Raw genomic sequence first — 23,151 nt, 5'->3', positions numbered from 1 at the left:
GCCCCGGGCGGCCGGCCCGGGCCCCGCCCGGGGCGGGCCCCCCGGCCGGCGGCCGGCCCCGGCGGGGCCGCGCCCCCCCCCCCCCCGGGGGGGGCGGCCCCCCCCGGGGGGGGGCCCCCCCCTCCTCGGCATTCCGGGGGGCGGGCCGAGAGGGCCCGCCCCGCTCCGCTCAGGCCGGTACGGCCGTGGCCGCCCGTTCCCGGTGGGCGGAGCGGCAGCGCATGATGTCGCGTACGGACACCACGCCCACCGGCTCCAATTCGTTGAGCACGATCAGGTGCCGGAAGCCGCCGTGCACCATCGCGGCGGCGGCCTCGTCCAGAGTCCAGTCCGGAGCGGCGAAGACGACGTCGGTGGTGGTGTGGGTCTGTGCGGTCTCGTGGTCGGGGTTCTCCCCGGCGCCCAGGGAGTTGAGGATGTCGCGCTCGGTGAGGATGCCGAGTCCCTCGGCGTCGGTGTCGAGTACCACGGCGGCGCCGACGCGCCGTGCCGCCATCAGGTGTGCTGCCTGCCGGAGTGTGTGTGCGGGCCCGATGGTGAGGACCACCGTGCTCATGGCGTCTCGGACGTACATGGGCATGGAGTGGAGCCACCTCCTTGGTGAACCCCCGGAGGAATTCCCGGCGCCGGAGACGCCTGGAGAAATATTTCACAAACGCACAAGCGGGGGGATTCTCATGTTCACATGCCCTGTGGTGCGCGACAAGGGGCGCGTGAGGACCGGTCTGCCGGCCACGCGCCCCAAGGCGCCGTTTGACCGCCCGTGAGCGGGAGGAGCGGACGGGCCGCCGGAGCGGCGTGCGGGGCGCTCAGTCCCGCAGGTAGCTCAGCAGGTCCTCGTGGAGCAGTCCGTTGGAGGCCGCCGCGTTGCCGCTGTGCGGACCCGGCGTTCCGTCCAGGCCGGTGAAGCGCCCGCCGGCCTCCTGGACGACCACGGCGCACGCGGCCATGTCCCAGAGCGACAGCTCCGGCTCGGCGCAGATGTCCACGGAGCCCTCGGCCACCATCATGTAGGGCCAGAAGTCGCCGTACGCGCGGGTGCGCCACACCTCGCGCGACAGGTCCAGGAAGCCGCCCAGCGTGCCGCGCTCCTCCCAGCCGGTGAGCGAGGAGTAGGCGAACGACGCGTCCTGGATGCGCCCGACGCTCGACACCTGGAGACGCTGAGCGGAGGTCAGGCTGCGGCCGGTGTAGGCGCCGAGCCCCTCGGCCGCCCACCAGCGGCGGTGCAGCGCGGGCGCGGAGACCACGCCGACGACCGGACGGTCGCCGCCCTCGCCGCGCTCCATCAGGGCGATCAGGGTGGCCCAGACCGGCACGCCGCGCACGTAGTTCTTCGTGCCGTCGATCGGATCGATGATCCAGCGGCGCGGCCCCGAACCCTCCGAGCCGAACTCCTCGCCGAGCACCGCGTCCCGCGGCCTGGCCCGCGCGAGGTGGCCCCGGATCAGCTCCTCGGCCGCCTTGTCGGCCTCGCTCACCGGCGTCATGTCCGGTTTGGTCTCGACCTTCAGATCGAGCGCCTTGAACCGTTCCATGGTCGCGGCGTCCGCAGCGTCCGCGAGGACGTGGGCGAGACGGAGATCATCGTGATAGTCGGCCATGTGCGAACACTATCTTTCTCGGTCCCTGAGCACGGAAAACCCATGGACCGCCGGCGGGCGTGGCGTCCCGCCGGAAGTCGTTCCCCGCCCGCCGGCAGACCTTTGCTCCGGACCCTTGACACCACCTGGCGGGGCGTCAATTCTGTGCGCACACAAGGCCATATGGGCACTACGGCCTGGGAGGCGACGATGCCCGCAGCGCGTGATTCCTTACTGGACGCCGCCTACGCGGCGCTCGAAGTGCGGCCCTGGGCAGGCGTCCGGATGGTCGATGTCGCCGCAGCGGCGGGTGTCTCCCGGCAGACCCTCTACAACGAGTTCGGCAGCAAGCAGGGGCTCGCGCGCGCCCTGGTACGCCGGGAGACCGAGGGCTACCTGGCGGGTGTGGAGCGCATCCTGTCCCGGCCGGCGGCCGACGGGCCCCCCGAGGACCGCGACCCGGGCACCGACCGCGGCCGCCCGGCCGGCGTCCCCGAGGAGGCGCAGGCCAGGCTGGCCGCGGCGGCGGACTGGACGCTGCGTACCGCCCGCGCCAACCCGCTCGTACGGGCCGTGCTGACGGGGTGCTGGAACGAGCGGCTGCCCTCGCCCGCAGACCAGTCGCTTCCGCTGCCGGTGCCGGGGGCCCGGACGGGCTTTCCCGTGGTGCCGCCGCCGGTGGAGGCGCCGCTGCCCGGGCCGAGCGAGCTGGTCGGCCGGTTCAGCGACCGGGCGGTGGCCGCGCTGGAGGCGGACTGGCCCAAGGAGGAGCTGACGGAGCTGGGGAGCGCGTGCACGGCGGCGGTCCGGCTCACCCTGTCCTGTGTGGTCGCGCCCGCGGACCCCGAAGAGGTCGGGCGGCTCGTACGGGGCGCGTTCGCCGGGCTGCCGCGCCAGCCGGCCGGGCGCTGAGCCCGGCGTACGGGGCCGGGCTCGGGGCGCCCGGTCCCGTCAGTGCGCCGAGCCCGAGAACTGGAGCCCGATCGCGCCGGCGATGACGAGCGTGATCGAGACGATCTTCAGGGTCGACACCACGTCACCGAGGAAGACCATGCCGTACAGCGCCGTGCCGGCCGCGCCCAGGCCGGTCCACACCGCGTACGCCGGGCCCACGTCCAACTTCTTCAGCGACAGCGTCAGCAGTCCGAAGCTGCCGAGCGCGAAGGCGCAGAAGGCGACCGTGGGCCACAGCCGGGTGAAACCGTGCGAGAGCTTCAGGCACACCGCGAAGCCCGTCTCCAGGATTCCCGCCACCACGACGAGCAGCCACGCCATCAGTTTGCCTCCGTCAGTCCGGCGACCGCTTCGCCCGCTTCTGAGAGCCCGTGCCTGATGTGATTATGCAGTTGATACCGGCTCGCGGCAGCCATCTTCCGCGTGCCGGGCGCGCGGGCCGACGGGCCGTCAGTCGCCCTCGCGCCGCTCCCGGGTGGCCAGCAGCCGCCGCAGCGAGTAGAGCCGCGCCGGGTCGGCGTGGCCGTCGGCGACCCATTGGTCCAGCGCACAGTCCGGCTCGTCGTGGCTGCAGGCGCGCGGGCAGTCGGCCGTGCCCGGCTCCAGGTCGGGGAAGGCGTGGATGACCCGCGAGGGGTCGATGTGATGCAGTCCGAAGGACCGCACGCCGGGCGTGTCGATCACCCAGCCCCCGTTGTCCGCGAGCGGCAGGGCCAGCGCCGAGGTGGTCGTGTGCCGACCGCGCCCGGTGACCGCGTTGACGTGCCCGGTGGCCCGCCGCCGCTCCGGTACCAGGGCGTTGACCAGCGTGGTCTTGCCCACCCCGGAGTGGCCGACGAAGGCGGTGATGCGCCCCGTCAGGCGCTCGCGCACCCGGTCGGCGGCGGCGCCGTCGGCCAGCTCCTCGCGGTTGGTCACGACGTACGGAACGCCCAGCGCGCCGTAGGACTCCAGCAGGGTGTCCGGCGGCGCCAGGTCGGACTTGGTGAGCACCAGCAGCGGCTCCAGCCCCGCGTCGTACGCCGCGACCAGGCAGCGGTCGATCAGCCGGGGCCGCGGCTCGGGGTCGGCGAGCGCGGTGACGATCGCCAGCTGGTCGGCGTTGGCGACCACCACCCGCTCGTACGGATCGTCGTCGTCGGCCGTGCGCCGCAGCACGGACGTGCGCGGCTGGACCCGGACGATGCGGGCCAGGGTGTCCTTGGCGCCGGTGAGGTCGCCGACGACCATCACCCGGTCGCCGACCACCACTCCCTTGCGGCCCAGCTCACGTGCCTTCATCGCGATGACCGTGCGGTCCTCGATCAGGCACGTGATGCGGCCCCGGTCGACGGTGAGGACCAGCCCCTCGCTGGCGTCCTCATGCTTCGGTCGGATGTTCGAACGGGGGCGGTTGCCCTTGCGGTTGGGGCGGACCCGGACGTCGTCCTCGTCGGTGTGCTTGCCGTAGCGGCGCATCGGGCGGAACTCTCAGCCTCTCCGGGCGGCGGCCGTCGCCGGACTGAGCATGTCCGTCCACATCTCGGGGAAGTCGGGCAGCGTCTTGGCCGTGGTGCCGACGTTCTCCACCTCGACCCCCTTGACGGCCAGGCCGAGGATCGCGCCGGCGGTGGCCATCCGGTGGTCGTCGTAGGTGTGGAACACCCCGCCGTGCAGCGGGCGCGGCCGGATGCGCAGCCCGTCGGCGGTCTCGGTGACGTCGCCGCCGAGACCGTTGATCTCCTTGGTGAGCGCCGCGAGCCGGTCGGTCTCGTGCAGCCGGAGGTGGGCCACGCCGCGCAGTACGGACTCGGAGTCGGCCAGCGCCGCGACCGCCGCGATGCCCGGGGTCAGCTCGCCGACCTCGCTCAGGTCGATGTCGATGCCGTGGATCCGGCCGCTGCCGGTGAAGGTCAGGCCCTGCTCGGTCAGCTCGCAGGAACCGCCCATTTCGGTGAAGATCTCACGCAGCGCGTCGCCCGGCTGCGTCGTGCGCCCGGGCCAGTCGGGGATGGTGACGCGGCCGCCCGTGACCAGCGCGGCGGCCAGGAACGGCTGGGCGTTGGAGAGGTCCGGCTCGACGGTCAGGTCGCGGCCGAGCAGCGCGCCGGGGGTGACCCGCCAGACGTTCGGCTCGCCGCCGGCCTCCGGGGTGTCCACCTGCGCGCCGGCGATCCGCAGCATGTCCACGGTCATCCGGATGTGCGGCATGGACGGCAGGGTGTCGCCCACGTGCCGCACCTCCACGCCCTGGTTGAAGCGCGGTGCGGACAGCAGCAGGGCGCTGACGAACTGGGACGAGGACGACGCGTCGATCTCGACCCGGCCGCCGTCCAGGCCGCCGCTGCCGTGCACGGTCATCGGGAGTGCGCCGCGGTGGTCGTCGTCGATGCGCGCGCCGAGGGCGCGCAGGCCGTCGATCACGCCGCCCAGCGGACGCTCGTACGACCGGGGGTCGCCGTCGAAGCGGATCGGGCCGTCGGCCAGCGTCGCGACCGGCGGCAGGAAGCGCATGACCGTACCGGCGTTGCCGACGTCGACGGTGGCGGGGCCGCGCAGCCCGGCGGGGATGATGCGCCAGGCCTCGCCGCCGCCCGCCCCGGACGGCGCCGAGCTGGAGGAGACGGTCTCGTCGATGCCCACGCCCATGGTGCGGAGCGCCTGGGCCATCAGGAGGGTGTCGCGGGAGCGCAGCGGGCGGCGCAGCCAGCCGGGCTCGGAAGAGAGGGCGGCCAGGACCAGGCCACGGTTGGTGACCGATTTGGACCCGGGCACGGTGACGGTCGCGTCGACCGCCCCGGGCGCGGTGGGGGCTGGCCAGAGGGCGGTGTGTGCGGGGCTCTCGGTCATGCAGCTCACTTTAATGGCTCACCAGGAGGACAGATCTTGATCAAATGGGTCGCAACCTGTGCGAAACATGGCACTGGTAAAGCAACGGCGCACGCTTCGGCGCGGCACCGCCCGGCTCGGCCGGTTCTCGCCTCACAGGTCCAGCAGCCACCGGCCGCCGCCGATCAGCGAGCAGAGCGTCACCACGTGGAAGAGGCCGAGCCAGACGGCGGCCGGGACGTTCGTCAGCCGCGCCAGCTGGTCCGGGTCGGAGTCCACCCGGCCTCCGGAGCGCCGGCGCTTCCCCTGGATCTCGAACGGCGGCCGCACCCCGCCCAGCAGCAGGAACCACACCACCGCGTACGCGAACGCCGCCTGCACGTCCGCCGTGGTCAGCCAGGAGACCAGGAAGAACGCCGCCCCGGCGAGCACCACCGTCAGCACGCCGTACGCGTTGCGCGTCATCACCAGCATCGCCAGCAGCAGTGCCGTCGCGCCCCACAGCAGGGCCGTGATGTGGCCGGCGGCGAGCAGCGCGGCCCCGGCCAGGCCGAGCAGCGAGGGGGCGAGGTAGCCGGCCGCCGCGGTGAGGATCATGCCGAGGCCGTGCGGCTTGCCGCGGCTGACGGTCAGCCCCGAGGTGTCGGAGTGCAGCCGGATGCCGTCCAGCTTCCGCCCGGTGAGCAGGGCCACGAGACCGTGGCCGCCCTCGTGGGCGATGGTGATGGCGTTACGGGCAATCCGCCAGGCGCTGTAGGGGAGCACCACCGCCAGTGCGACCACGGCGGTGGCCACGACCAGCCAGACCGACGGATCGGGTTGGGTGGCGAAAACCCGGTCCCATACGTCTGTGATGTGATCGGTGTCCATCTCTCCCCTTGCTGTGGCGTGGCACTGTGGCATACATGTGCGGACGGTATGCGGCGAGCAGGCGGCCCGAGGACCTGGTGGGGATCTTCGAGGTCGAGAAGTGGGAGCCCGAGGAGGCCCTCGCTCCCGACTGGAATGTCGCACCCACCAAGAACGTCTACGCGGTGCTCGAACGCCCCGTCAAAGACGCTGAAGACCGTCGTCCGGTTCGCCAGCTGCGGCCTTTGAAGTGGGGACTGGTGCCGTCGTGGGCCAAATCACCCGACGTCGGCGTGAAGATGATCAACGCCAGGGCGGAGACGGTCCACGAGAAGCCGTCCTTCCGCAAGCCCTTCGCGGCCCGCCGCTGCCTGCTGCCCGGCGACGGCTATTTCGAGTGGATGACCGGCGTGGGGGAGCGGCAGCTGGAGGAGCAGGGCCGGAAGAAGCGCCCCCGCAAGCAGCCGTACTTCGTCACGCCGGCCGGGGAAGGCGCGGTGATGGCGATGGCCGGGCTGTACGAGTTCTGGCGCGACCCGACGCTGCCCCCGGACCACCCGCAGGCCTGGTGGGCGACCTGCTCCGTGGTCACCACCGCCGCCGAGACCACGCCGCTGGCCGGCGCGTCCGGCGACGCGGGCCCGCAGTCCCTCGCCGACATCCACCCCCGGATGCCGCTGGTGCTCCCGCCGGACCGCTGGGACGCCTGGCTGGACCCGGCCACCACCGACCTGGACCGGCTGCGCGAGCTGCTCGCGCCGCCGCCCGCCGGCATGATGCGCGCCTACCCCGTCTCCACGGAGGTCAGCAACGTCCGCAACAACAGCCCCGAACTGGTGAAGGAGCTGGCGGCGCCGGAGGAGGAAACGCTGTTCTGACCGGCCGGCCGCCCTCGCCGGGGGCCCGCCGGGGCAGGATGGGGCCATGAGCGAGAGCGAGACGGTCGGCACACCGGCGGGCGACGCCCGGATCACCTGGCACGAGGCGCAGGGTACGGCCCGTACGGTGCTCGCCGTGAGCCACGGCGCGGGCGGCGGCATCGAGGCACGGGACCTGGCGGCGCTGGCCGCCGCCCTCCCGGAGCGCGGCGTCACCGTCGCCCTCGTGGAACAGCCCTGGCGGGTGGCGGGCAAGAAGCTGGCGCCCGCCCCGAAGACCCTGGACGCGGCCTGGACGGCGCTCTGGCCCGCGCTGCGGAAGCCGGGCCTGCCGGTGGTCGCGGGCGGGCGCAGTGCCGGGGCGCGGGTGGCCTGCCGTACGGCGCGGGAGCTCGGTGCGCACGCCGTCCTCGCCCTGAGCTTCCCGCTGCACCCGCCGGGCAGGCCCGAGAAGTCCCGCGTGACCGAACTCACCGAGGCCGGCGTGCCCACCCTGGTGATCCAGGGCGGCCGCGACCCCTTCGGACGCCCCGAGGAGTTCCCCGACGGCACCGAGATCGTCGAGGTGCCGCACGCCGACCACGGCTTCGCCGTACCGAAGAAGGCCCCCATCGGCCAGGACGAGGCGCTGATGCTCATCGTCGAGGCCGCCGCCGAGTGGCTGGTCGGACTGCCCGACTGACCGCGCACCCCGCCCCGGACTCCGGGAATGCGTGGCGGTCCCGCTCTGTTGTGCGTGGCGTAGGCAGCAGCCACGTACTGGTACGCACGAGGAATGGGAGTCCACCGCATGGGGATCGCATGCCCGGCCCGACCGCAGGGCACCGGCTGGTCAGTGCCGCAGCCGGCACAGGTCCAGGCGGGACACCACGTCACGGCTGGAGCGGCGGTGGTACCGGATCGTCGTCTATTCTCCGATTCGAGCGGATCCGCATCCGGATCCGGCACGGTGTTGGAGGAGGTGGGTCCGGTCACCGGTACCGACGCAGGGACCGACGGGACGGCACGAGCACGTAACGAGGACCAGGCGGACGCTGCCCGCACGCAGGCGACGGACGAGTCGGAGGCCGAGCGCAATCAGCGTTTCGAGCGCGACGCGCTGACCTTCCTGGACCAGATGTACTCCGCCGCGCTGCGCATGACGCGCAATCCGGCGGACGCGGAGGACCTGGTGCAGGAGACGTACGCCAAGGCGTACGCGTCCTTCCATCAGTTCCGGGAGGGCACCAACCTCAAGGCCTGGCTGTACCGCATTCTGACCAACACCTTCATCAACTCCTACCGCAAGAAGCAGCGGGAGCCGCAGCGCAGCGCGGCCGAGGAGATCGAGGACTGGCAGCTGGCACGCGCCGAGTCGCACATGTCCACGGGGCTGCGCTCCGCGGAGTCGCAGGCGCTGGACCACCTGCCGGACTCGGACGTTAAGGAGGCCCTGCAGGCGATCCCCGAGGAATTCCGTATAGCGGTCTACCTCGCGGACGTGGAGGGCTTTGCGTACAAGGAGATCGCCGACATCATGGGAACCCCCATCGGCACGGTGATGTCCCGCCTGCATCGTGGCCGCCGACAGCTGCGCGGCATGCTGGAGGACTACGCCCGGGACCGCGGGCTGGTCCCGGCCGGCGCGGGCGCTGCGGCTTCGACGAAGCAGCCGCACGATCGGAAAGGCTCTTCATCATGAGCTGCGGTGACCCGCACGAGACGGATTGCTCCGAGGTCCTTGACCACCTGTACGAGTATCTCGACCGTGAGATGCCGGACGGGGAGTGCACCAAGTTCGAGGAGCACTTCGACGAGTGCTCGCCCTGCCTGGAGAAGTACGGCCTCGAACAGGCCGTCAAGAAGCTCGTGAAGCGCTGCTGCGGGCACGACGACGTCCCCACCGACCTGCGGTCCAAGGTCATGGGGCGGATCGAGCTGATCCGGGCCGGCGAGACCGTGCCCGAGAAGAGCGTGCTGGAGCAGGCACAACAGGAGTCCGCCGGCGCCGAGGGCCCCGGTCACCAGGCCGGCCCGACGGACGCCGATGCACCCACCGAGGCCGCACGCGCCGAATAGCGCGCGGGATCACTCCAACGGGTGAGGGCGGGCGCGCGAGCCCCGCCCAATCCGCCGATGCGCCCGCACGCGCCGCCGACGCCTTCTAAGCTCACCGGATCCGGGAGCCGTGGGGGAGGAGGCGCCATGCGGCAGCTGCCCGTGGCCGCGTACGCGTACATCGGCTGTGCTGTGCTGGCGGCGGCCGCCTGTGCCGTGCCCGCCGCCCTGCCCCGGGCCGGCACCCCCTGGCCCACCGTGGTCCTGCTCGCCGTGCTCTACGCCGCCTGCGAGCGCATCCGCAGCTGCCCGCTGACCCGGGCCATGGCCCGCGGTGCCCGCTCCGGCGGCGCCCCGGGCCGGACCGAGGGCATGCCGCCCCGGTGGGGCTGCCCCGTGCTGCTCGCCGGGGTCTTCCTGCTGCCGCCGGCCGCGGCCGCGCTGGTCGCCCTCCCCGGCGCGCTGCTCTCCCGTACCGAGGAGCGCTCGGCCACCGCCCGCCGCGTCTGGCACGCCGCCGAACTGGCGCTGGCCGCCCGGGCCGCCGCCGAGGTCTTCGGCGCCGGCGGCAGCCGCGCAGTCCTGGCCCCCGAATTCCCGTACGCGCTGCTGCCCGCGGCGGCCGCCACCACCGCCTTCTGCACCGTGCTGGCCGTCCTGGACGGCGGCGTCCTGGTCGCCGCCGAACGGCATCCGCCGCGCACGGCCTGGCGCGGCCTGCTGCTCCGCTCCCTCGCCCCGCACCTGGTGCACGGCCTGGCCGGGCTGATGATGGCCGTCCTGTGGCGCAGCTCGTACGGGCCGCCCGCCGCCCTGCTGGTGCTGTTGCCGATGTACATCTCCTGCTGGGTGTTCGCGCAGTACCACCGCGAGCGCGCGGCGCACCAGGCCACCATCCGCGCCCTCGTCCAGGCCGTCGACCTCAAGGACCGCTACACCCGCGGCCACAGCGAACGCGTCGGCCGCGCCTCCGCCATGATCGCCGGCGAACTCGGCATGTCCGAGGACCGCCTCGACGTGATCCGCTTCGCCGGCATCCTGCACGACGTCGGCAAGCTCGGCGTGCCCACCCGGCTGCTGCGCAAGGACGGCCCGCTCACCCCCGAGGAACGCCGCGTCATCGAACTGCACCCGGAGTACGGCCACGAGATCGTCCGCGGCATCGGCTTCCTCGGCGAGGCCAGAGCCGCGATCCTGCACCACCACGAACGCATGGACGGCAAGGGCTACCCCTACGGCCTTCGGGGGCGCGAGATCCCCGAATTCGCCCGGGTGGTCGCGGTCGCCGACGCCTTCGACGCGATGACCTCCACCCGTTCCTACCGCCGCGCCCGCCCGGTCGCCGCCGCCGTCACCGAACTGCGCCGCAGCGCCGGCGCCCAGTTCGACCCGCGCATGGTCCGTGCCCTGGTCGCCGCGCTGGCCCGGCACGGCTGGCAGCCCGACGTCGTCACCGCGGGCCCCGACGGCCCCGCCGTGCCGCCGCCCGGCCCCCCGCGCGTCCCGCTCCGCGGACGCACCGCGACGCCGGAGGCCGGGCCCCCGCCCGGTACGGCAGCGCTGCCCGGCACCGCGACGGGACCGTGTACCGGGCCCTCGGGCGGCGAGCGGTGAGCGGCGCGGCATCGTGGGCCGGCGACGGGCCGGGCGACCCGCTCGCCGTCCCGTACCGCACCGGCACCCCCCGTGCCGTCGTCCTCGTCTACGCCGCCGCCGGCGCCCTGGCCTGCTTCGCGCTGGGCCACACCCTCTGGCGCGGCCTCTCCGACCCCGGCATCGCCCTCGCCTTCGGCGCCCTCATAGCGGTCGGCGAGCTGGCCCGCTGGGGTGCGGGGCCGCCCGCGCGGGGCGGCACGGGCCCGCTGCCCGGCGACCGCGAGAGCGCCCCGCTCGGCGTCGCCGGGGCCCTGGCGTACGCGCTGCTCGGCGAGGTCGGCGGCCGGGCCACCTCGCACGGCGTCCTGCAGGCCGTCGCCGTCGTCGTCGCGGCCGGTCTCGTCGGCCTCGTCCCCCACGTGGCGCTCGGCCGCGGCCCGGCGCTGGACCACATCGCCCGCCGCGTCCTGACCGTCGGCTTCGCCGCCACCTGCTTCCAGCCGCTCTACACCACCGGCCGGCTGGCCGCCTGGATCGGCGACGGCACGTACTACACCTGCTTCCTCCTCGGCCTGCTCGCGCTCACGGCCCTGTGCGACGCCGTGCTCGCCGCCGCCCTGGCCAGGGCCCGCACCGGCTGGCCGTACGGCCCCCTGCTCCGCGACGAACTGCGCTCCCTGCTCGGCATCGGCTCCGCGATCTGCGCGACGGGCCTGGTCATCGCGCTGGCCACGGCCGTCGCCGGGCTCTGGGCGCTGCCCGTCTTCTGTCTGCCGCTTCTCCTCACCCAGTTCTCCTTCCGCCGCTACGCCGCAGTACGTGCCACCTACCGGCAGACCATCGCCTCCCTCGCCCGCGCCACCGAGATCGCCGGGTACACCCCGCAGGGGCACGCCCGCCGGGTCGCCGTCCTCAGCCGCGCCGTCGGCCGGGAACTGGGACTGGGCGAGGCCGAATTGAGCGTCCTGGAGTACGCGGCGCTGATGCACGACATCGGCCAGCTCTCCCTGGTGGATCCGGTCACCGGCGGCGCCACCGCCGGCCTGCCGTCCGCCGAACAGCGCAGGATCGCCCTGCTCGGCGGGGCCGTCGTCCGCCAGACCGGGGTGCCCGCCGAGGTGGCGGTGATCGTCGAACGGCAGGCGGACCCCTTCCGGGACCAGCCGCTGCCCGCCCGTATCGTGCGCACCGTGAACGCCTACGACGACCTCGCGGGCGGCGAGGGCGGGCCCGGTGGCACGCTGCGCGCCCTGGAGCGGCTCCGCCTCTCGACCGCGCAGGACTTCGAACCCCGGGTGGTGGAGGCCCTCGCCCGCGTCCTCGCCCGGCCCCTCGGGGCCCTCTGACCGGCCGTGCCACCCGAGTGCCGGGTGCCGCACGGGGTAGCTGTCGGGTATCGGGGTACCGGTTCAAGGTCGGACAACCGATGGGTAATGAGCGGCCCCGGATATGGGCATGGTTGGATGCGAAGAGAGCCCCGAAAAACGGGGTTCAGGGGGGCTGCGCAAGGCAAGGAGCAGCAGGGGGCACCAGCCATCGGGCTGAGCCCGGCGGCAAACTGTGGCAGGTTGTCGAGTAGGCCCCTCGGCCGTCCGCCGGACGGCACCAAGGAACCAATCGGCAGGCGGGAATCGTGAGGATCTTCGGCAAGGTACGGCACCGGCCCTCCGCCTCGTGGCGGCAGGCGACCGACCGCGCTTTCACGCTGATCGGCGACGGCCGTTACGAGGACGCGGGCGCCCTGCTCACCCGCGCCGCCGACATGGAGCCGTGGCTCTCGGAGTCGTGGTTCAACCTCGCCCTGCTGCACAAATTCCGGCACGACTGGGAGCAGGCCCGCACCGCCGGGCTGCGCGCCGTGGCCCTGCTGGAGCGCGAGTCCGGGGCGCCCGACTGGTGGAACGTCGGCATCGCGGCCACCGCCCTCCAGGACTGGCCGCTGGCCCGCCGCGCCTGGCAGGCGTACGGCCTCCACGTACCCGGCGAAGGCGCGCCCTCCGGGGAGCCGCGCGGCATGCAGCTGGGCAGCGCCGCGGTCCGCCTCTCGCCCGAGGGCGAGGCCGAGGTCGTCTGGGGCCGCCGGCTGGACCCGGCCCGCATCGAGGTGCTCTCCATCCCGCTGCCGTCCTCCGGGCGCCGCTGGGGGGAGGTCGTCCTGCACGACGGCGTCCCGCACGGCGAGCGCACCACCACCGCCGGGCCCTCGTACCCCGTCTTCGACGAGATCGAGCTGTGGGCGCCCTCCCCGGTGCCCACCTGGGTCGTCCTGCTGGAGGCCGCGGGCGAGGCCGACCGGGACGCCCTGGAGCGGCTGGCGGCGGACGCCGGGTACGCCGCCGAGGACTGGTCCTCCTCCGTACGGCTGCTCTGTCGTACGTGCTCCGAGAGCCGGATGCCCAGCGACGAGGGCGACGGCGCGCACCTGGACCCGCACGACCACAGCGAGCCCGGCCATCCGGGCCCGCTGGGCCACCGCACGGCCGGTTCCGGCTCCCTGTGGGTACCGGAGCGGGAGTGCGGCATCGCCGCGCCCGCCGGGCTGGTGCGGGGGCTGCTGGACGGCTGGGTGGCCGACAGCCCGGACACCCGCGAGTGGCGGGACCTCGAAGAGGTCTGCTGAGCGCGGTTCCGTCGGCGGGCGCCCGCCCGGTCCCCGTACCCTGTACGGGCAGCTAAGAAGAATTTTTGCGGAATCGCGGAAGGCGTGCGGCGGACATGGCGCAGCAGCAGGTGTTTGATCAAGACGGCGAGCAGCAGGTGGACGACGGGTTCATCGACGACGTGACCGACGCGGACGCGCGCGAGACGGCCTACCGCGAGCGCGGCACCTCCCGCCCGATCACCGTGGTCGGCAATCCGGTGCTGCACAAGGAGTGCAAGGACGTCACCGAGTTCGACGACGAGCTGGCGAAGCTCGTCGACGACATGTTCGCCTCCCAGCGCACCGCCGAGGGCGTGGGCCTGGCCGCCAACCAGATCGGCGTGGACCTGAAGGTCTTCGTCTACGACTGCATGGACGACCAGGGCGAACGCCACGTCGGCGTGGTCTGCAACCCCGTGCTGGACGAGCTGCCCGCCGGCCGCCGGGTGCTGGACGACTCCAACGAGGGCTGCCTGTCGGTCCCCGGCGCCTACGCCGAGCTGGCCCGCCCCGACTACGCCGTGGTCCGCGGCCAGGACGTGCAGGGCAACCCGATCGCCGTCGAGGGCACCGGCTACTTCGCGCGCTGCCTCCAGCACGAGACCGACCACCTCTACGGCTACCTCTACATCGACCGCCTCTCCAAGCGCGACCGCAAGGACGCCCTCAAGCAGATGGCCGAGCGCGAGCCGCGCTACCCCGTCGTCGCCAACGACTGACGCGGCCCGGCGCCCGCCCGGCCGTACCGCGCCGCCCGCTCACTTCTCCGCGCCGGTGGCGTACGCGCCCCAGATCCGGGGCGGTATGCCGTTGCCGAACCGGTGGTCGCCGCCCACGCCCTTCATGGGCAGCAGCTGCGGCGTCCCCGGCTCCGTGCGGAAGACGGTGACGGCGGTGGTCAGCCCGCCGCCGGGCGCGCCGTCGTTGCCGATGAACCAGCACGACCGCATGCGGTCCCGCGGGCCGGTGCCGCCCGCCGTGATGCCGTACGGCAGCTTCGCGGAGATCTCCCGGGGCAGCGTCTTCCGGGCGAACGCGCCCAGCGCCCCGTTGATGCCGCGGGCCGCCTCCGGGGCCAGTACGCGGCGCGGCTTCGGCGGCGTGAGGCCCGGCAGCGGCTCGCCGTCGCGCACCACCTTCGTCACCGAGTACGGCTCTGTCCGGCTGCCGTCGTTGCCGAACAGCGAGTACGCGCCGGCCAGCCGGATCGCGCTGGGCGTGGAGGTGCCGAGGGGAAACGTCGGTTCCGGACGGGCCAGGCTCTCCCTGCGCAGACCGGCCTCGACGGCCAGGTCCCGTACGGCCTTCAGGCCCAGACGCCGGCCCGCGGCGACGAACGGCTGGTGGGCCGAGGACACCAGGCCCTCGTACAGGTCCGGCAGCGCGGGGTCCGCCATCTCGGCCGGAGACGACTCGGACGGGTGGGGCCCCGGCGGGTGCGGGAAGGGCACGGCGATGTCCGGCCCGGACGGGGTGCCGCCGTCGCGGAGGGCGGCGGCGAGCACGAACGGCTTGAAGGCGGACCCGGCCGGGACGCCCGCGGTGTCGGCGTTGTTCGCGAAGTGCTTCGTCGCGTCCGCGCCGCCGTAGAGCGCGACGATCGCGCCGTCCCGGGGCCGTACGGACGCGGCGCCGAATTCGACGTGCGCGTCGGCGGCGCGCTTCTTCGGGTCGATGCTGCGGCGGCGCTCGTCCGCCACCGCCTTTTCCAGCAGCGCCACCTTGTCCTTCTCGAAGGTGGTGTGGATGCGGTAGCCGCCGCGGGCGAGATCGCGGTCGGTCAGCCCCGTACGGCTGCGGAGGTATTTCTTCGCGGCGTCGACGAGATAACCGGTCTGCCCCTTCTGGCTGGTCGGGGTGGTGGGCCTGCGCGGCTCCGGGTACTTCGTGTAGCGGGCGCGCTCCTCCCGGCTCATCAGACCGGTCTCCACCTCACGGTCAAGAATCCATTTCCAGCGCGCCACGGTGCGTCGGCGGTTGGCGTCGCTCAGCGCCGGATCGTATTGCTCGGCGCCCTTGAGCAGCGCGGCCAGCGCCGCCCCCTGGCTGGGGTCGAGACGCTTGGCCGGAATGCCGTAATACGCGTTCGCGGCGGCCTGGATGCCGAACGAATGGCGGCCGAAAAAGCTGGTGTTGAGATAGCCCTGCAGGATTTCCTGCTTGGTCTTGCGATTGTCCAGCTTCAGCGCGATGAAGAACTCCTTCACCTTGCGCTTGAGGGTCCGGTCCTGCGAGAGATATGTGTTCTTCACGTACTGCTGGGTGATGGTGGAACCGCCCTGGGCGTCCTGGCCCTTGACCATGTTCACCGCGGCCCGGGCGATTCCCGGGAACGAGACCCCGGAATCGGAGTAGAAACTCGCGTTCTCGGCGGCGATGACGGCGTGCTCGACGGAGTCGGGCACCTGGGCGAGGGTGACGTTCTGCCGGTTGACGGCACCCTCGCTCACCATCTGACTGCCGTCCGCCCAGTAATAGACGGTGGCTTCCCGGCGCGCGTCGTCGTTCTCGTCCGGGATGCCGACCTGCGCGTACCCGAAGGCGAAGAGCCCGGCGAGGCCGGCCGCGCCGACGGCTGTGGCGCCGAGCTGCTGTCTCCAGGACGGCAGCCAGCGGCGCAGCCCGCGCCGGCCCCGGCGCGGATAGTCGATGAACCGTTTCCTTGGCTGCTCGCTGCCCTTCATGCCAGGGGAGAGCCGATGGGCGGCGGCCGGGTTTCCGGCCGCCGCGGGCTGTCATCGACTCATCAAACGCGGCTCATCGACTCGTCAAATCCGGTCCCGATTCGCCGGACATAAAGAACCGGATCGCCGGCCATGAAGAAGCCGACGGTGCCGGATCAGAACTCGTCGTCGAAGGAGACCGAGCCCTCCACGGCAACCTGGTACGCCGAAGCGCGCCGCTCGAAGAAGTTGGTCAGCTCCTGGACGTTCTGCAGCTCCATGAAGGAGAACGGGTTCTCCGAGCCGTACACCGGCGCGAAGCCGAGGCGCTGGAGCCGCTGGTCCGCGACGCACTGGAGGTACTCGCGCATCGACTCGGTGTTCATGCCCGGCAGGCCGTCCCCGCACAGGTCGCGGCCGAACTGCAGCTCCGCGTCCACCGCCTCCTTGAGCATGTCGGTGACCTGCTGCTCCAGCTCCGCGTCGAACAGGTCGGGCTCCTCCTCGCGGACGGTGTCCACCACGGAGAAGGCGAAGTTCATGTGCATGGTCTCGTCACGGAACACCCAGTTGGTGCCCGTGGCCAGGCCGTGCAGCAGACCGCGCGACCGGAACCAGTACACGTACGCGAACGCGCCGTAGAAGAACAGCCCCTCGATGCACGCCGCGAAGCAGATCAGGTTCAGCAGGAAGCGGCGCCGGTCGGCCTTCGTCTCCAGCCGGTCGATGGACTCGACCGAGTCCATCCACTTGAAGCAGAACTCCGCTTTCTCCCGGATGGAGGGGATGTTCTCCACCGCGGCGAACGCGGCGGCGCGGTCGTCCGGGTCGGGCAGGTAGGTGTCCAGCAGCGTCAGATAGAACTGGACGTGCACGGCCTCCTCGAAGAGCTGACGGCTCAAGTACAGCCGCGCCTCAGGGGAGTTGATGTGCTTGTAGAGCGTCAGCACGAGGTTGTTCGCCACGATCGAGTCACCGGTCGCGAAGAACGCGACCAGCCGGCCGATCATGTGCTGCTCACCCGGGGAGAGCTTGGCGAGGTCGGCCACGTCGGAGTGGAGGTCGACCTCCTCCACCGTCCAGGTGTTCTTGATCGCGTCACGGTAGCGGTCGTAGAAGTCCGGGTACCGCATCGGCCGCAGGGTCAGCTCGAAGCCCGGGTCGAGAAGGTTCTTGGCCGTCCCGGGGGTGGCCGTGTGTGCCTGAGCGGTGGTTTCGGACAACGCGGTGTCGGCGCGCAGCGCCGTCGACGAGGGGTGGTGGTCGGGCGACGGGTTGGGCATTACTGGCAGGCCTCGCAGGACTCGGGGTTTTCCAGGGAGCAGGCGATCGCCTCGGGGTCGGTCGCCTGCTGGGGGACGGGAGCGGTGGCAGCCGCGGCGCGTGCGGACTGCGCGATCCGGGTGGCCGGACGCGACCGCAGGTAGTACGTGGTCTTGATGCCGCGCTTCCAGGCGTACGCGTACATCGAGCTGAGCTTGCCGATGGTCGGCGCCGCCATGAAGAGGTTCAGGGACTGGCTCTGGTCCAGGTACGGCGTGCGGTCGGCGGCCATGTCGATCAGCGCACGCTGCGGGACCTCCCAGGCGGTGCGGTACAGCGCGCGGATCTCCTCGGGGATCCACGGCACCTCCTGCACCGAGCCGTTGCCCTCGCGCAGCGCCTCACGGGTCCGCGCGTCCCAGCTGCCCGCCTTCTTCAGGTCCTCCACCAGATACGCGTTGACCTGTAGGAACTCCCCGCTCAGCGTCTCGCGCTTGAAGAGGTTGGAGACCTGCGGCTCGATGCACTCGTACACGCCCGCGATCGACGCGATGGTCGCCGTCGGCGCGATCGCCAGCAGGAGCGAGTTCCGCATGCCGGTCGCGGCGATGCGGTCGCGCAGCGCCGCCCAGCGGTCCGCCCAGCGCGGCTCGGCGTTCGGGTAGTGGTCCGGGTGCAGCACACCGCGCGCCGTACGCGTCGCCGACCAGTTCGGGTGCGGCCCGTGCCGCTCCGCGAGGTCGGCGGACGCCTCGTACGCCGCGAGCATGATCCGCTCGGAGATCCGGGTGGACAGCTCACGCGCCTCCGGCGAGTCGAACGGCAGCCGCAGCCGGAAGAAGACGTCCTGCAGACCCATCAGGCCCAGGCCCACCGGGCGCCAGCGCGAGTTGGACGCACCGGCCTGCTCGGTCGGGTAGAAGTTGATGTCCACGACCCGGTCGAGGAAGGTCACCGCCGTACGGACCGTGGTGTCGAGCTTCGCCCAGTCCATCTCGCCGTCGGCGCCCAGGTGCGCCGCCAGGTTCACGGACCCGAGGTTGCACACGGCCGTCTCGCCGTCGTCCGTGACCTCCAGGATCTCCGTGCACAGGTTCGAGGAGTGCACGACCCGGCCCGGCTCCGCCGTCTGGTTCGCGGTCCGGTTCGCGGCGTCCTTGAAGGTCATCCAGCCATTGCCGGTCTGCGCCAGCGTGCGCATCATCCGGGCGTACAGCGTGCGGGCCGGCACCGCCTTGACGGCCTTCCCCTCGGCCTCCGCCTTCCGGTACGCGGCATCGAACTCGGCGCCGTACAGATCCACCAGCTCCGGCGCGTCCACCGGCGAGAACAGCGACCAGTCCGCGTCGGCCTCCACCCGGCGCATGAACTCGTCCGGGATCCAGTGCGCGATGTTCAGATTGTGCGTACGCCGCGCCTCCTCACCCGTGTTGTCCCGCAGCTCCAGGAACTCCTCGATGTCCGCGTGCCAGGTCTCCAGGTACACACAGGCCGCGCCCTTGCGGCGGCCGCCCTGGTTCACGGCCGCGACCGAGGCGTCCAGCGTGCGCAGGAACGGCACGATGCCATTGGAGTGCCCGTTGGTGCCGCGGATCAGCGAACCGCGGGCGCGCACGCGGGAGTACGACAGACCGATGCCGCCCGCGTGCTTCGAGAGGCGCGCGACCTGGTGGTACCGGTCGTAGATCGAGTCCAGCTCGTCCAGCGGCGAGTCCAGCAGATAGCAGGAGGACATCTGCGGGTGACGGGTGCCGGAGTTGAAGAGCGTGGGGGAGGAGGGCAGGTAGGAGAGCGTGCTGGTCAGCGCGTACAGCTCGGCGACGTCAGCGAGCGCCCGCTCGGAGTGGTCCTCGGCCAGGCCGCACGCCACCCGCAGCAGGAAGTGCTGCGGCGTCTCGACGACCTTGCGGGTGAGCGGGTGCCGCAGCAGGTAGCGGGAGTACACCGTGCGCAGGCCGAAGTAGCCGAAACGGTCGTCGGCGCCGTCCGCGAGCGCCCGGTCGACCAGCGCGTCCAGCGCGGCGGCGTGCGCGGTGACGAACTCGGCCGTGGAGTCGGCGATCAGCCCCTCGCGGTGACCGGTGGCGACCGAAGCGGCGAAGCCCGTCGCGCCCTGGCTCGCGGCCTCCTCGGCGATCGCGGCCGTCAGCAGCCGCGCGGCCAGCTTGGAGTACTGCGGCTCGTCGCCGATCAGCCCCGCCGCGGCCTCCATCGCCAGCTCCCGCAGCTCCGCCTCGTCCGAACCGGCGTGCCGGCCGCGCAGCGCGGCAGCCGCGACCTTGCCCGGGTCGGTGGCCGGCAGGTCGGCGGTGAGGCCGGTCAGGGTGCGCAGCAGGGCCGTACCGGGAGCGTCATCGGGCCGCTCGGCCACTGTCCGAGGGGCCTGCGCCTCCTGTGCCGCTTGCGCCTCTTGTGCTGACTCCGCTGGCGCGATGGTCACCTTGTGCTCTCCTCCACTCGGCCGGTGCCGGGGAGGGGTGACGGAGGCGTACGGGCAGCCGCGCCGGACCATGCCGGGCACGCGGGCACACCACGCAGCGTCCACCGGCCCAACCCGCGGAGCCCGGACGTCTCGACGCCCGTGCCGGGACGGCTGCGGGCGTACCGTCGGCAGGTCATCGGACTCGCGAGCGGGCGGTAAATACCCACTCGGCACACCGTTGCGGGACAGTTCCGGATTCGCACCGGATTCCCCTGCGGCGACAGCGAGGACGAGCATACATCTTGTGCCGCCTCTCGCGACCATCCCTATATCTTGTGTCGCTGTACTGCTGTGCGTACAGCGGTACGCACGGATGGTCACGGGCCGCCGGCGGCGCGGGCAGGCGGCGGCGCGGCCGCGCGGCGCTTGCGGAGGCTCGGCCCGCGGACGTCAGGTCCGGCGTGTCAGCTGTCGGGGCGTCAGGTCCCGGTGCGGGCTCTCGGGATTCAGATCCCGGGTTTCAGATCCCGGGCGTACGTCAGCAGGGTGTCGAGGCCCGGCACCGGCGACCAGTCGCGCTCCGGCGTCCGGGTGAACCCCAGCCGCCCGTAGAGACGGTGGGCGCCGTGCATCGCACGCTGCGTGGACAGCACCAGCCGACCGCAGCCCGGAGTCTCCCGCGCCCGGTCCAGACACGCCCGTACCAGCGCCTCGCCCGCACCCCGGCCGCGCGCCTCCTTCGCCACCGCCAGCATCCGGAACTCCGCCTCGCCCGGCCCCGCGATGTCCGCCCACGGCCCGCCCGCCGGCACGAACGTCACCCCGCCCAGCACCTCACCCTCCGCCACGGCCACCAGCACCTCCGCCTCGGCCGCCCGGCGCGCCACGTCCCGCAGCACGGGCAGGTACGCGTCGTCCGCCCCGAAGTCGAGCAGCCCGCCCCCGAGATACGCCCGGGCCGTGATCTCACCCAGCCGCGCGTGCTCCGCCGCCCGTATCCCCCTGATCACGAAGTCCATGGCCGTCAGTGTGCACCAGGGGTACGACAACGGGCCGCCGGTTCTCACCGGCGGCCCGTCGGCCTCACGCATGCGGGCGGATCAGTGCGCGGCCCCCGCCGTGGCCGGCGGCAGATCCACCTGGACGCCCTTGTCGCCGGCGTCCGCCGTGTAGTCCTCCGGCGAGGTCTCGTCGACCCCGGCCGGCGCCTTCGCGGCCCGCAGTACGACCGTCAGCACGACCGTGACCAGGACGTTCAGCACGAACGCGGTCAAGCCGATGTAGCCGATCTCGCCGATGCCGGGGATCTCCGCGTTCGAGCCGCCGAAGTGCTTCTGCGTCGGGCTGGCCACGCCGTACGCCGCGACCGTGCCGTACACCATGCCGACCGCCCAGCCGGCGAGCAGCGCCCAGCGGTGGAACCAGCGGGTGAACAGGCCGCCCACCAGCGCCGGCATGGTCTGCAGGATCCAGATGCCGCCCAGCAGCTGGAAGTTGATCGCCACCGTCTTGTCCATCGTCAGGACGAACGCCAGCGCGCCGACCTTCACCAGCAGCGACACCAGCTTGGCGACCTTGTGCTCCTGCGCTGGCGTGGCGCCGGGCTTGAGGAAGTCCTTGTAGATGTTGCGGGTGAAGAGGTTCGCCGCGGCGATCGACATGATCGCCGCGGGCACCAGCGCACCGATGCCGATGGCGGCGAACGCCACGCCCGTGAACCAGTCGGGGAACATGTTCTCGAACAGCTGCGGAATCGCCAGCTGCCCGTTCTGCACCTTGATCCCGGCCGCGATCGCCATGAAGCCCAGCAGCGCGAGCAGGCCCAGCATCAGCGAGTACAGCGGCAGGATCGTGGTGTTGCGGCGGATCACGTTGCGGCTCTGCGAGGACAGTGTCGCCGTGATCGAGTGCGGATACATGAACAGCGCCAGCGCCGAACCGAGCGCCAGCGTCCCGTACGCCCACTGCGCGTTCGGCCCGCTCGCCAGCTCGCCGCGCGGCTTGCCCGTCGCCGGATTCGTCTGCGCGAAGGCGTCGCCCGCCGTGTGGAAGATGTGCTCGAAGCCGCCCAGCTTGATCGGGATGTAGATGATCGCCACCGCGATGACGATATAGATCAGGCCGTCCTTGACGAACGCGATCAGCGCGGGCGCGCGCAGCCCGGAGGAGTAGGTGTACGCGGCCAGCACGCCGAAGGCGATCAGCAGCGGCAGGTCCTTGATGAACCAGTGCGTGCTCTCGCCACCGCCGACGCCCATCACGTCCAGCACGGCCTGGATGCCGACGAGCTGAAGCGCGATGTACGGCATCGTGGCGAGGATGCCGGTGAGCGCCACGGCCAGCGACAGGGCCTTGGAGCCGAAGCGGCCGCGCACGAAGTCCGAGGTGGTGACGTACCCGTGCTTGTGCGACACCGACCACAGCCGCGGCAGGAAGGTGAAGATCAACGGGTAGACGAGGATCGTGTACGGCACGGCGAAGAAGCCGGCGGCACCCGCCGCGTAGATCGCCGCGGGCACGGCGACGAAGGTGTACGCGGTGTACAGGTCACCGCCGAGCAGGAACCACGTCACCCACGTACCGAAGCTGCGGCCGCCCAGGCCCCACTCGTCGAGGTTGTCGGACTGCTCGGCCTTGCGCCAGCGCGCGGCCATGAAGCCCATGACCGTCACGGCGACGAAGAAGAAGATGAAGACGGCGAGCGCGATGCCGTTCACGCCACCGGCCGCGTCCGCCGCGAGGGTGTGCGCTGCCGAGGTGCGCGGTGCCGCGGTGTCCGTCGCGGGGACGGTCGTTGCCAGGGTCGTCACTTGGAGGCACCGCCCTTACGGGCGCGCTGCTCACGCTGCACGAGCTTGTACGCGGTCATGGTCAGCGCCGTCGAGATCAGCACCCACAGCATCTGGTACCAGTAGAAGAACGGGATGCCGATCAGGGTCGGTTCGACCTTCGCGTACGAACTCACCCAGAGCATGGCCACGAACGGAGCGAACAGGCACAGGCCGGCCACCACACGCGTGGGCGTGACGATCGGCCCGGAACGGGGTGTTTCGGCTGGCTCTGTCATATCCGCTGCTCCATCCCTGGCGATCTCCGTGTAATGGCCGGAAATCTAAGCCTCGGGAGCAGTAGACGTCACCCACTGTCCGCATATCGGTACGGCCACGGTTTGGGGCGGGGGTGGGTGAGCGGGGCGGGTCGAGATGAGGGGGACCGGGGGTGGGGTGGGGCTGACGGTGGCGGGGGAGTGGGAGGGGGCGAGGGGGGATCGGGGCGGGCGAGCGCTTCGGGGGGCCGGGGGGGGGGGCGCCCCGGCGCCCCCCCCCCCCCCCCCCCCCCCCCCCCCCCCCCCCGGGGCGCCCTCGCCCGCGCTGCTCGACGTGCGCGACCTGTACGTGGAGTTCCGTACCCGGGACGGCGTCGCCAGGGCCGTCGACGGCGTCAGTTACCGCGTCGA

21 protein-coding genes and 1 riboswitch are annotated in these 23,151 nt (G+C 72.4%); of the genes, 9 read left to right on the top strand and 12 right to left on the bottom strand.

The genetic code is table 11. The annotated features are described in order from the left end of the window. Positions 1-169 precede the first annotated feature (169 nt). Complete coding sequence (locus ACIGQF_RS32380; protein WP_399718049.1) at positions 170-574, bottom strand: cyclic nucleotide-binding/CBS domain-containing protein; 405 nt, start codon at positions 572-574, stop codon at positions 170-172. A gap of 235 nt (positions 575-809) precedes the next feature. After that, complete coding sequence (gene hisN / locus ACIGQF_RS32375) at positions 810-1,604, bottom strand: histidinol-phosphatase (RefSeq protein WP_361563946.1); 795 nt, start codon at positions 1,602-1,604, stop codon at positions 810-812. A gap of 189 nt (positions 1,605-1,793) precedes the next feature. Here hisN and ACIGQF_RS32370 point away from each other — a divergent pair, with 189 nt between their 5' ends. Further along, positions 1,794-2,495 (top strand): TetR/AcrR family transcriptional regulator, encoded by a 702-nt coding sequence (locus ACIGQF_RS32370; RefSeq protein ID WP_399717741.1) that lies wholly within the window; start codon positions 1,794-1,796, stop codon positions 2,493-2,495. Positions 2,496-2,534: 39 nt separating this feature from the next. Here the strand turns inward: ACIGQF_RS32370 and ACIGQF_RS32365 are convergent, their stop codons facing one another. From ACIGQF_RS32365 to ACIGQF_RS32350, 4 genes are all read right to left on the bottom strand, one after another. Continuing rightward, on the bottom strand, positions 2,535-2,858 hold the full coding sequence (locus ACIGQF_RS32365) for a DMT family transporter (RefSeq protein WP_399717737.1): 324 nt from the start codon (positions 2,856-2,858) through the stop codon (positions 2,535-2,537). A 129-nt stretch (positions 2,859-2,987) separates the two neighbouring features. Next, a complete protein-coding gene (gene rsgA, locus ACIGQF_RS32360) occupies positions 2,988-3,995 on the bottom strand; it encodes a ribosome small subunit-dependent GTPase A (protein ID WP_399717734.1) in 1,008 nt (335 codons plus the stop codon). A 12-nt stretch (positions 3,996-4,007) separates the two neighbouring features. Continuing rightward, positions 4,008-5,366 carry a 3-phosphoshikimate 1-carboxyvinyltransferase gene (gene aroA, locus ACIGQF_RS32355; protein WP_399717732.1) on the bottom strand — a complete coding sequence of 453 codons (1,359 nt, stop codon included), beginning with the start codon at positions 5,364-5,366 and terminating at the stop codon, positions 4,008-4,010. Positions 5,367-5,498: 132 nt separating this feature from the next. Then, positions 5,499-6,215, bottom strand: coding sequence for a M50 family metallopeptidase (locus ACIGQF_RS32350; protein ID WP_399717729.1), 717 nt, complete (start codon positions 6,213-6,215; stop codon positions 5,499-5,501). 35 nt (positions 6,216-6,250) lie between these two features. Here ACIGQF_RS32350 and ACIGQF_RS32345 point away from each other — a divergent pair, with 35 nt between their 5' ends. From ACIGQF_RS32345 to def, 8 genes are all read left to right on the top strand, one after another. After that, the gene (locus tag ACIGQF_RS32345; protein WP_399717727.1) at positions 6,251-7,072 is read left to right on the top strand and encodes an SOS response-associated peptidase; all 822 of its coding nucleotides are present in this window, start codon (positions 6,251-6,253) and stop codon (positions 7,070-7,072) included. A 46-nt stretch (positions 7,073-7,118) separates the two neighbouring features. Next, positions 7,119-7,754, top strand: a complete 636-nt coding sequence (locus ACIGQF_RS32340) for an alpha/beta family hydrolase (RefSeq protein ID WP_399717724.1) — start codon at positions 7,119-7,121, stop codon at positions 7,752-7,754. A gap of 279 nt (positions 7,755-8,033) precedes the next feature. Further along, on the top strand, positions 8,034-8,753 hold the full coding sequence (locus ACIGQF_RS32335) for a sigma-70 family RNA polymerase sigma factor (protein WP_399718047.1): 720 nt from the start codon (positions 8,034-8,036) through the stop codon (positions 8,751-8,753). Beyond that, entirely contained in the window at positions 8,750-9,130 is a 381-nt protein-coding gene (gene rsrA / locus ACIGQF_RS32330) for a mycothiol system anti-sigma-R factor (RefSeq protein ID WP_361563965.1), read from the top strand. The genes ACIGQF_RS32335 and rsrA overlap by 4 nt, the downstream gene beginning before the upstream one ends. Before the next feature lie 126 nt (positions 9,131-9,256). Next, on the top strand, positions 9,257-10,723 hold the full coding sequence (locus ACIGQF_RS32325) for an HD-GYP domain-containing protein (protein ID WP_399717721.1): 1,467 nt from the start codon (positions 9,257-9,259) through the stop codon (positions 10,721-10,723). 107 nt (positions 10,724-10,830) lie between these two features. Beyond that, positions 10,831-12,051, top strand: a complete 1,221-nt coding sequence (locus ACIGQF_RS32320; RefSeq protein ID WP_399718044.1) for an HD-GYP domain-containing protein — start codon at positions 10,831-10,833, stop codon at positions 12,049-12,051. A 287-nt stretch (positions 12,052-12,338) separates the two neighbouring features. Continuing rightward, a complete protein-coding gene (locus tag ACIGQF_RS32315; protein WP_052867758.1) occupies positions 12,339-13,325 on the top strand; it encodes a hypothetical protein in 987 nt (328 codons plus the stop codon). Positions 13,326-13,420: 95 nt separating this feature from the next. Further along, positions 13,421-14,065, top strand: coding sequence for a peptide deformylase (gene def / locus ACIGQF_RS32310; protein ID WP_399717718.1), 645 nt, complete (start codon positions 13,421-13,423; stop codon positions 14,063-14,065). 39 nt (positions 14,066-14,104) lie between these two features. On the opposite strand, the gene ACIGQF_RS32305 is transcribed toward def, so the two are convergent. From ACIGQF_RS32305 to ACIGQF_RS32280, 6 genes are all read right to left on the bottom strand, one after another. Next, a complete protein-coding gene (locus ACIGQF_RS32305; protein ID WP_399717716.1) occupies positions 14,105-16,030 on the bottom strand; it encodes a transglycosylase domain-containing protein in 1,926 nt (641 codons plus the stop codon). Between the two features lie 155 nt (positions 16,031-16,185). Continuing rightward, on the bottom strand, positions 16,186-17,292 hold the full coding sequence (locus ACIGQF_RS32300) for a ribonucleotide-diphosphate reductase subunit beta (protein WP_399717714.1): 1,107 nt from the start codon (positions 17,290-17,292) through the stop codon (positions 16,186-16,188). Further along, complete coding sequence (locus ACIGQF_RS32295) at positions 17,292-19,712, bottom strand: ribonucleoside-diphosphate reductase subunit alpha (RefSeq protein WP_399717712.1); 2,421 nt, start codon at positions 19,710-19,712, stop codon at positions 17,292-17,294. The genes ACIGQF_RS32300 and ACIGQF_RS32295 overlap by 1 nt, the downstream gene beginning before the upstream one ends. 151 nt (positions 19,713-19,863) lie before the next feature. Beyond that, a riboswitch (cobalamin riboswitch) is annotated at positions 19,864-20,021 on the bottom strand. Between the two features lie 179 nt (positions 20,022-20,200). Continuing rightward, on the bottom strand, positions 20,201-20,713 hold the full coding sequence (locus ACIGQF_RS32290; protein ID WP_399717710.1) for a GNAT family N-acetyltransferase: 513 nt from the start codon (positions 20,711-20,713) through the stop codon (positions 20,201-20,203). Positions 20,714-20,794: 81 nt separating this feature from the next. Continuing rightward, a complete protein-coding gene (gene mctP, locus ACIGQF_RS32285) occupies positions 20,795-22,411 on the bottom strand; it encodes a monocarboxylate uptake permease MctP (RefSeq protein ID WP_399718041.1) in 1,617 nt (538 codons plus the stop codon). A gap of 89 nt (positions 22,412-22,500) precedes the next feature. Further along, positions 22,501-22,761: a DUF3311 domain-containing protein gene (locus tag ACIGQF_RS32280; RefSeq protein WP_399717707.1), complete on the bottom strand. Its 261-nt coding sequence runs from the start codon at positions 22,759-22,761 to the stop codon at positions 22,501-22,503. Between the last annotated feature and the right edge of the window lie 390 nt (positions 22,762-23,151).

This window comes from Streptomyces sp. NPDC053560, assembly GCF_044544605.1.
Classification (GTDB): domain Bacteria; phylum Actinomycetota; class Actinomycetes; order Streptomycetales; family Streptomycetaceae; genus Streptomyces.
The sequence above is the reverse complement of the archived record's forward strand: the minus strand, read 5'-3'. Positions and strand labels throughout refer to the sequence as shown.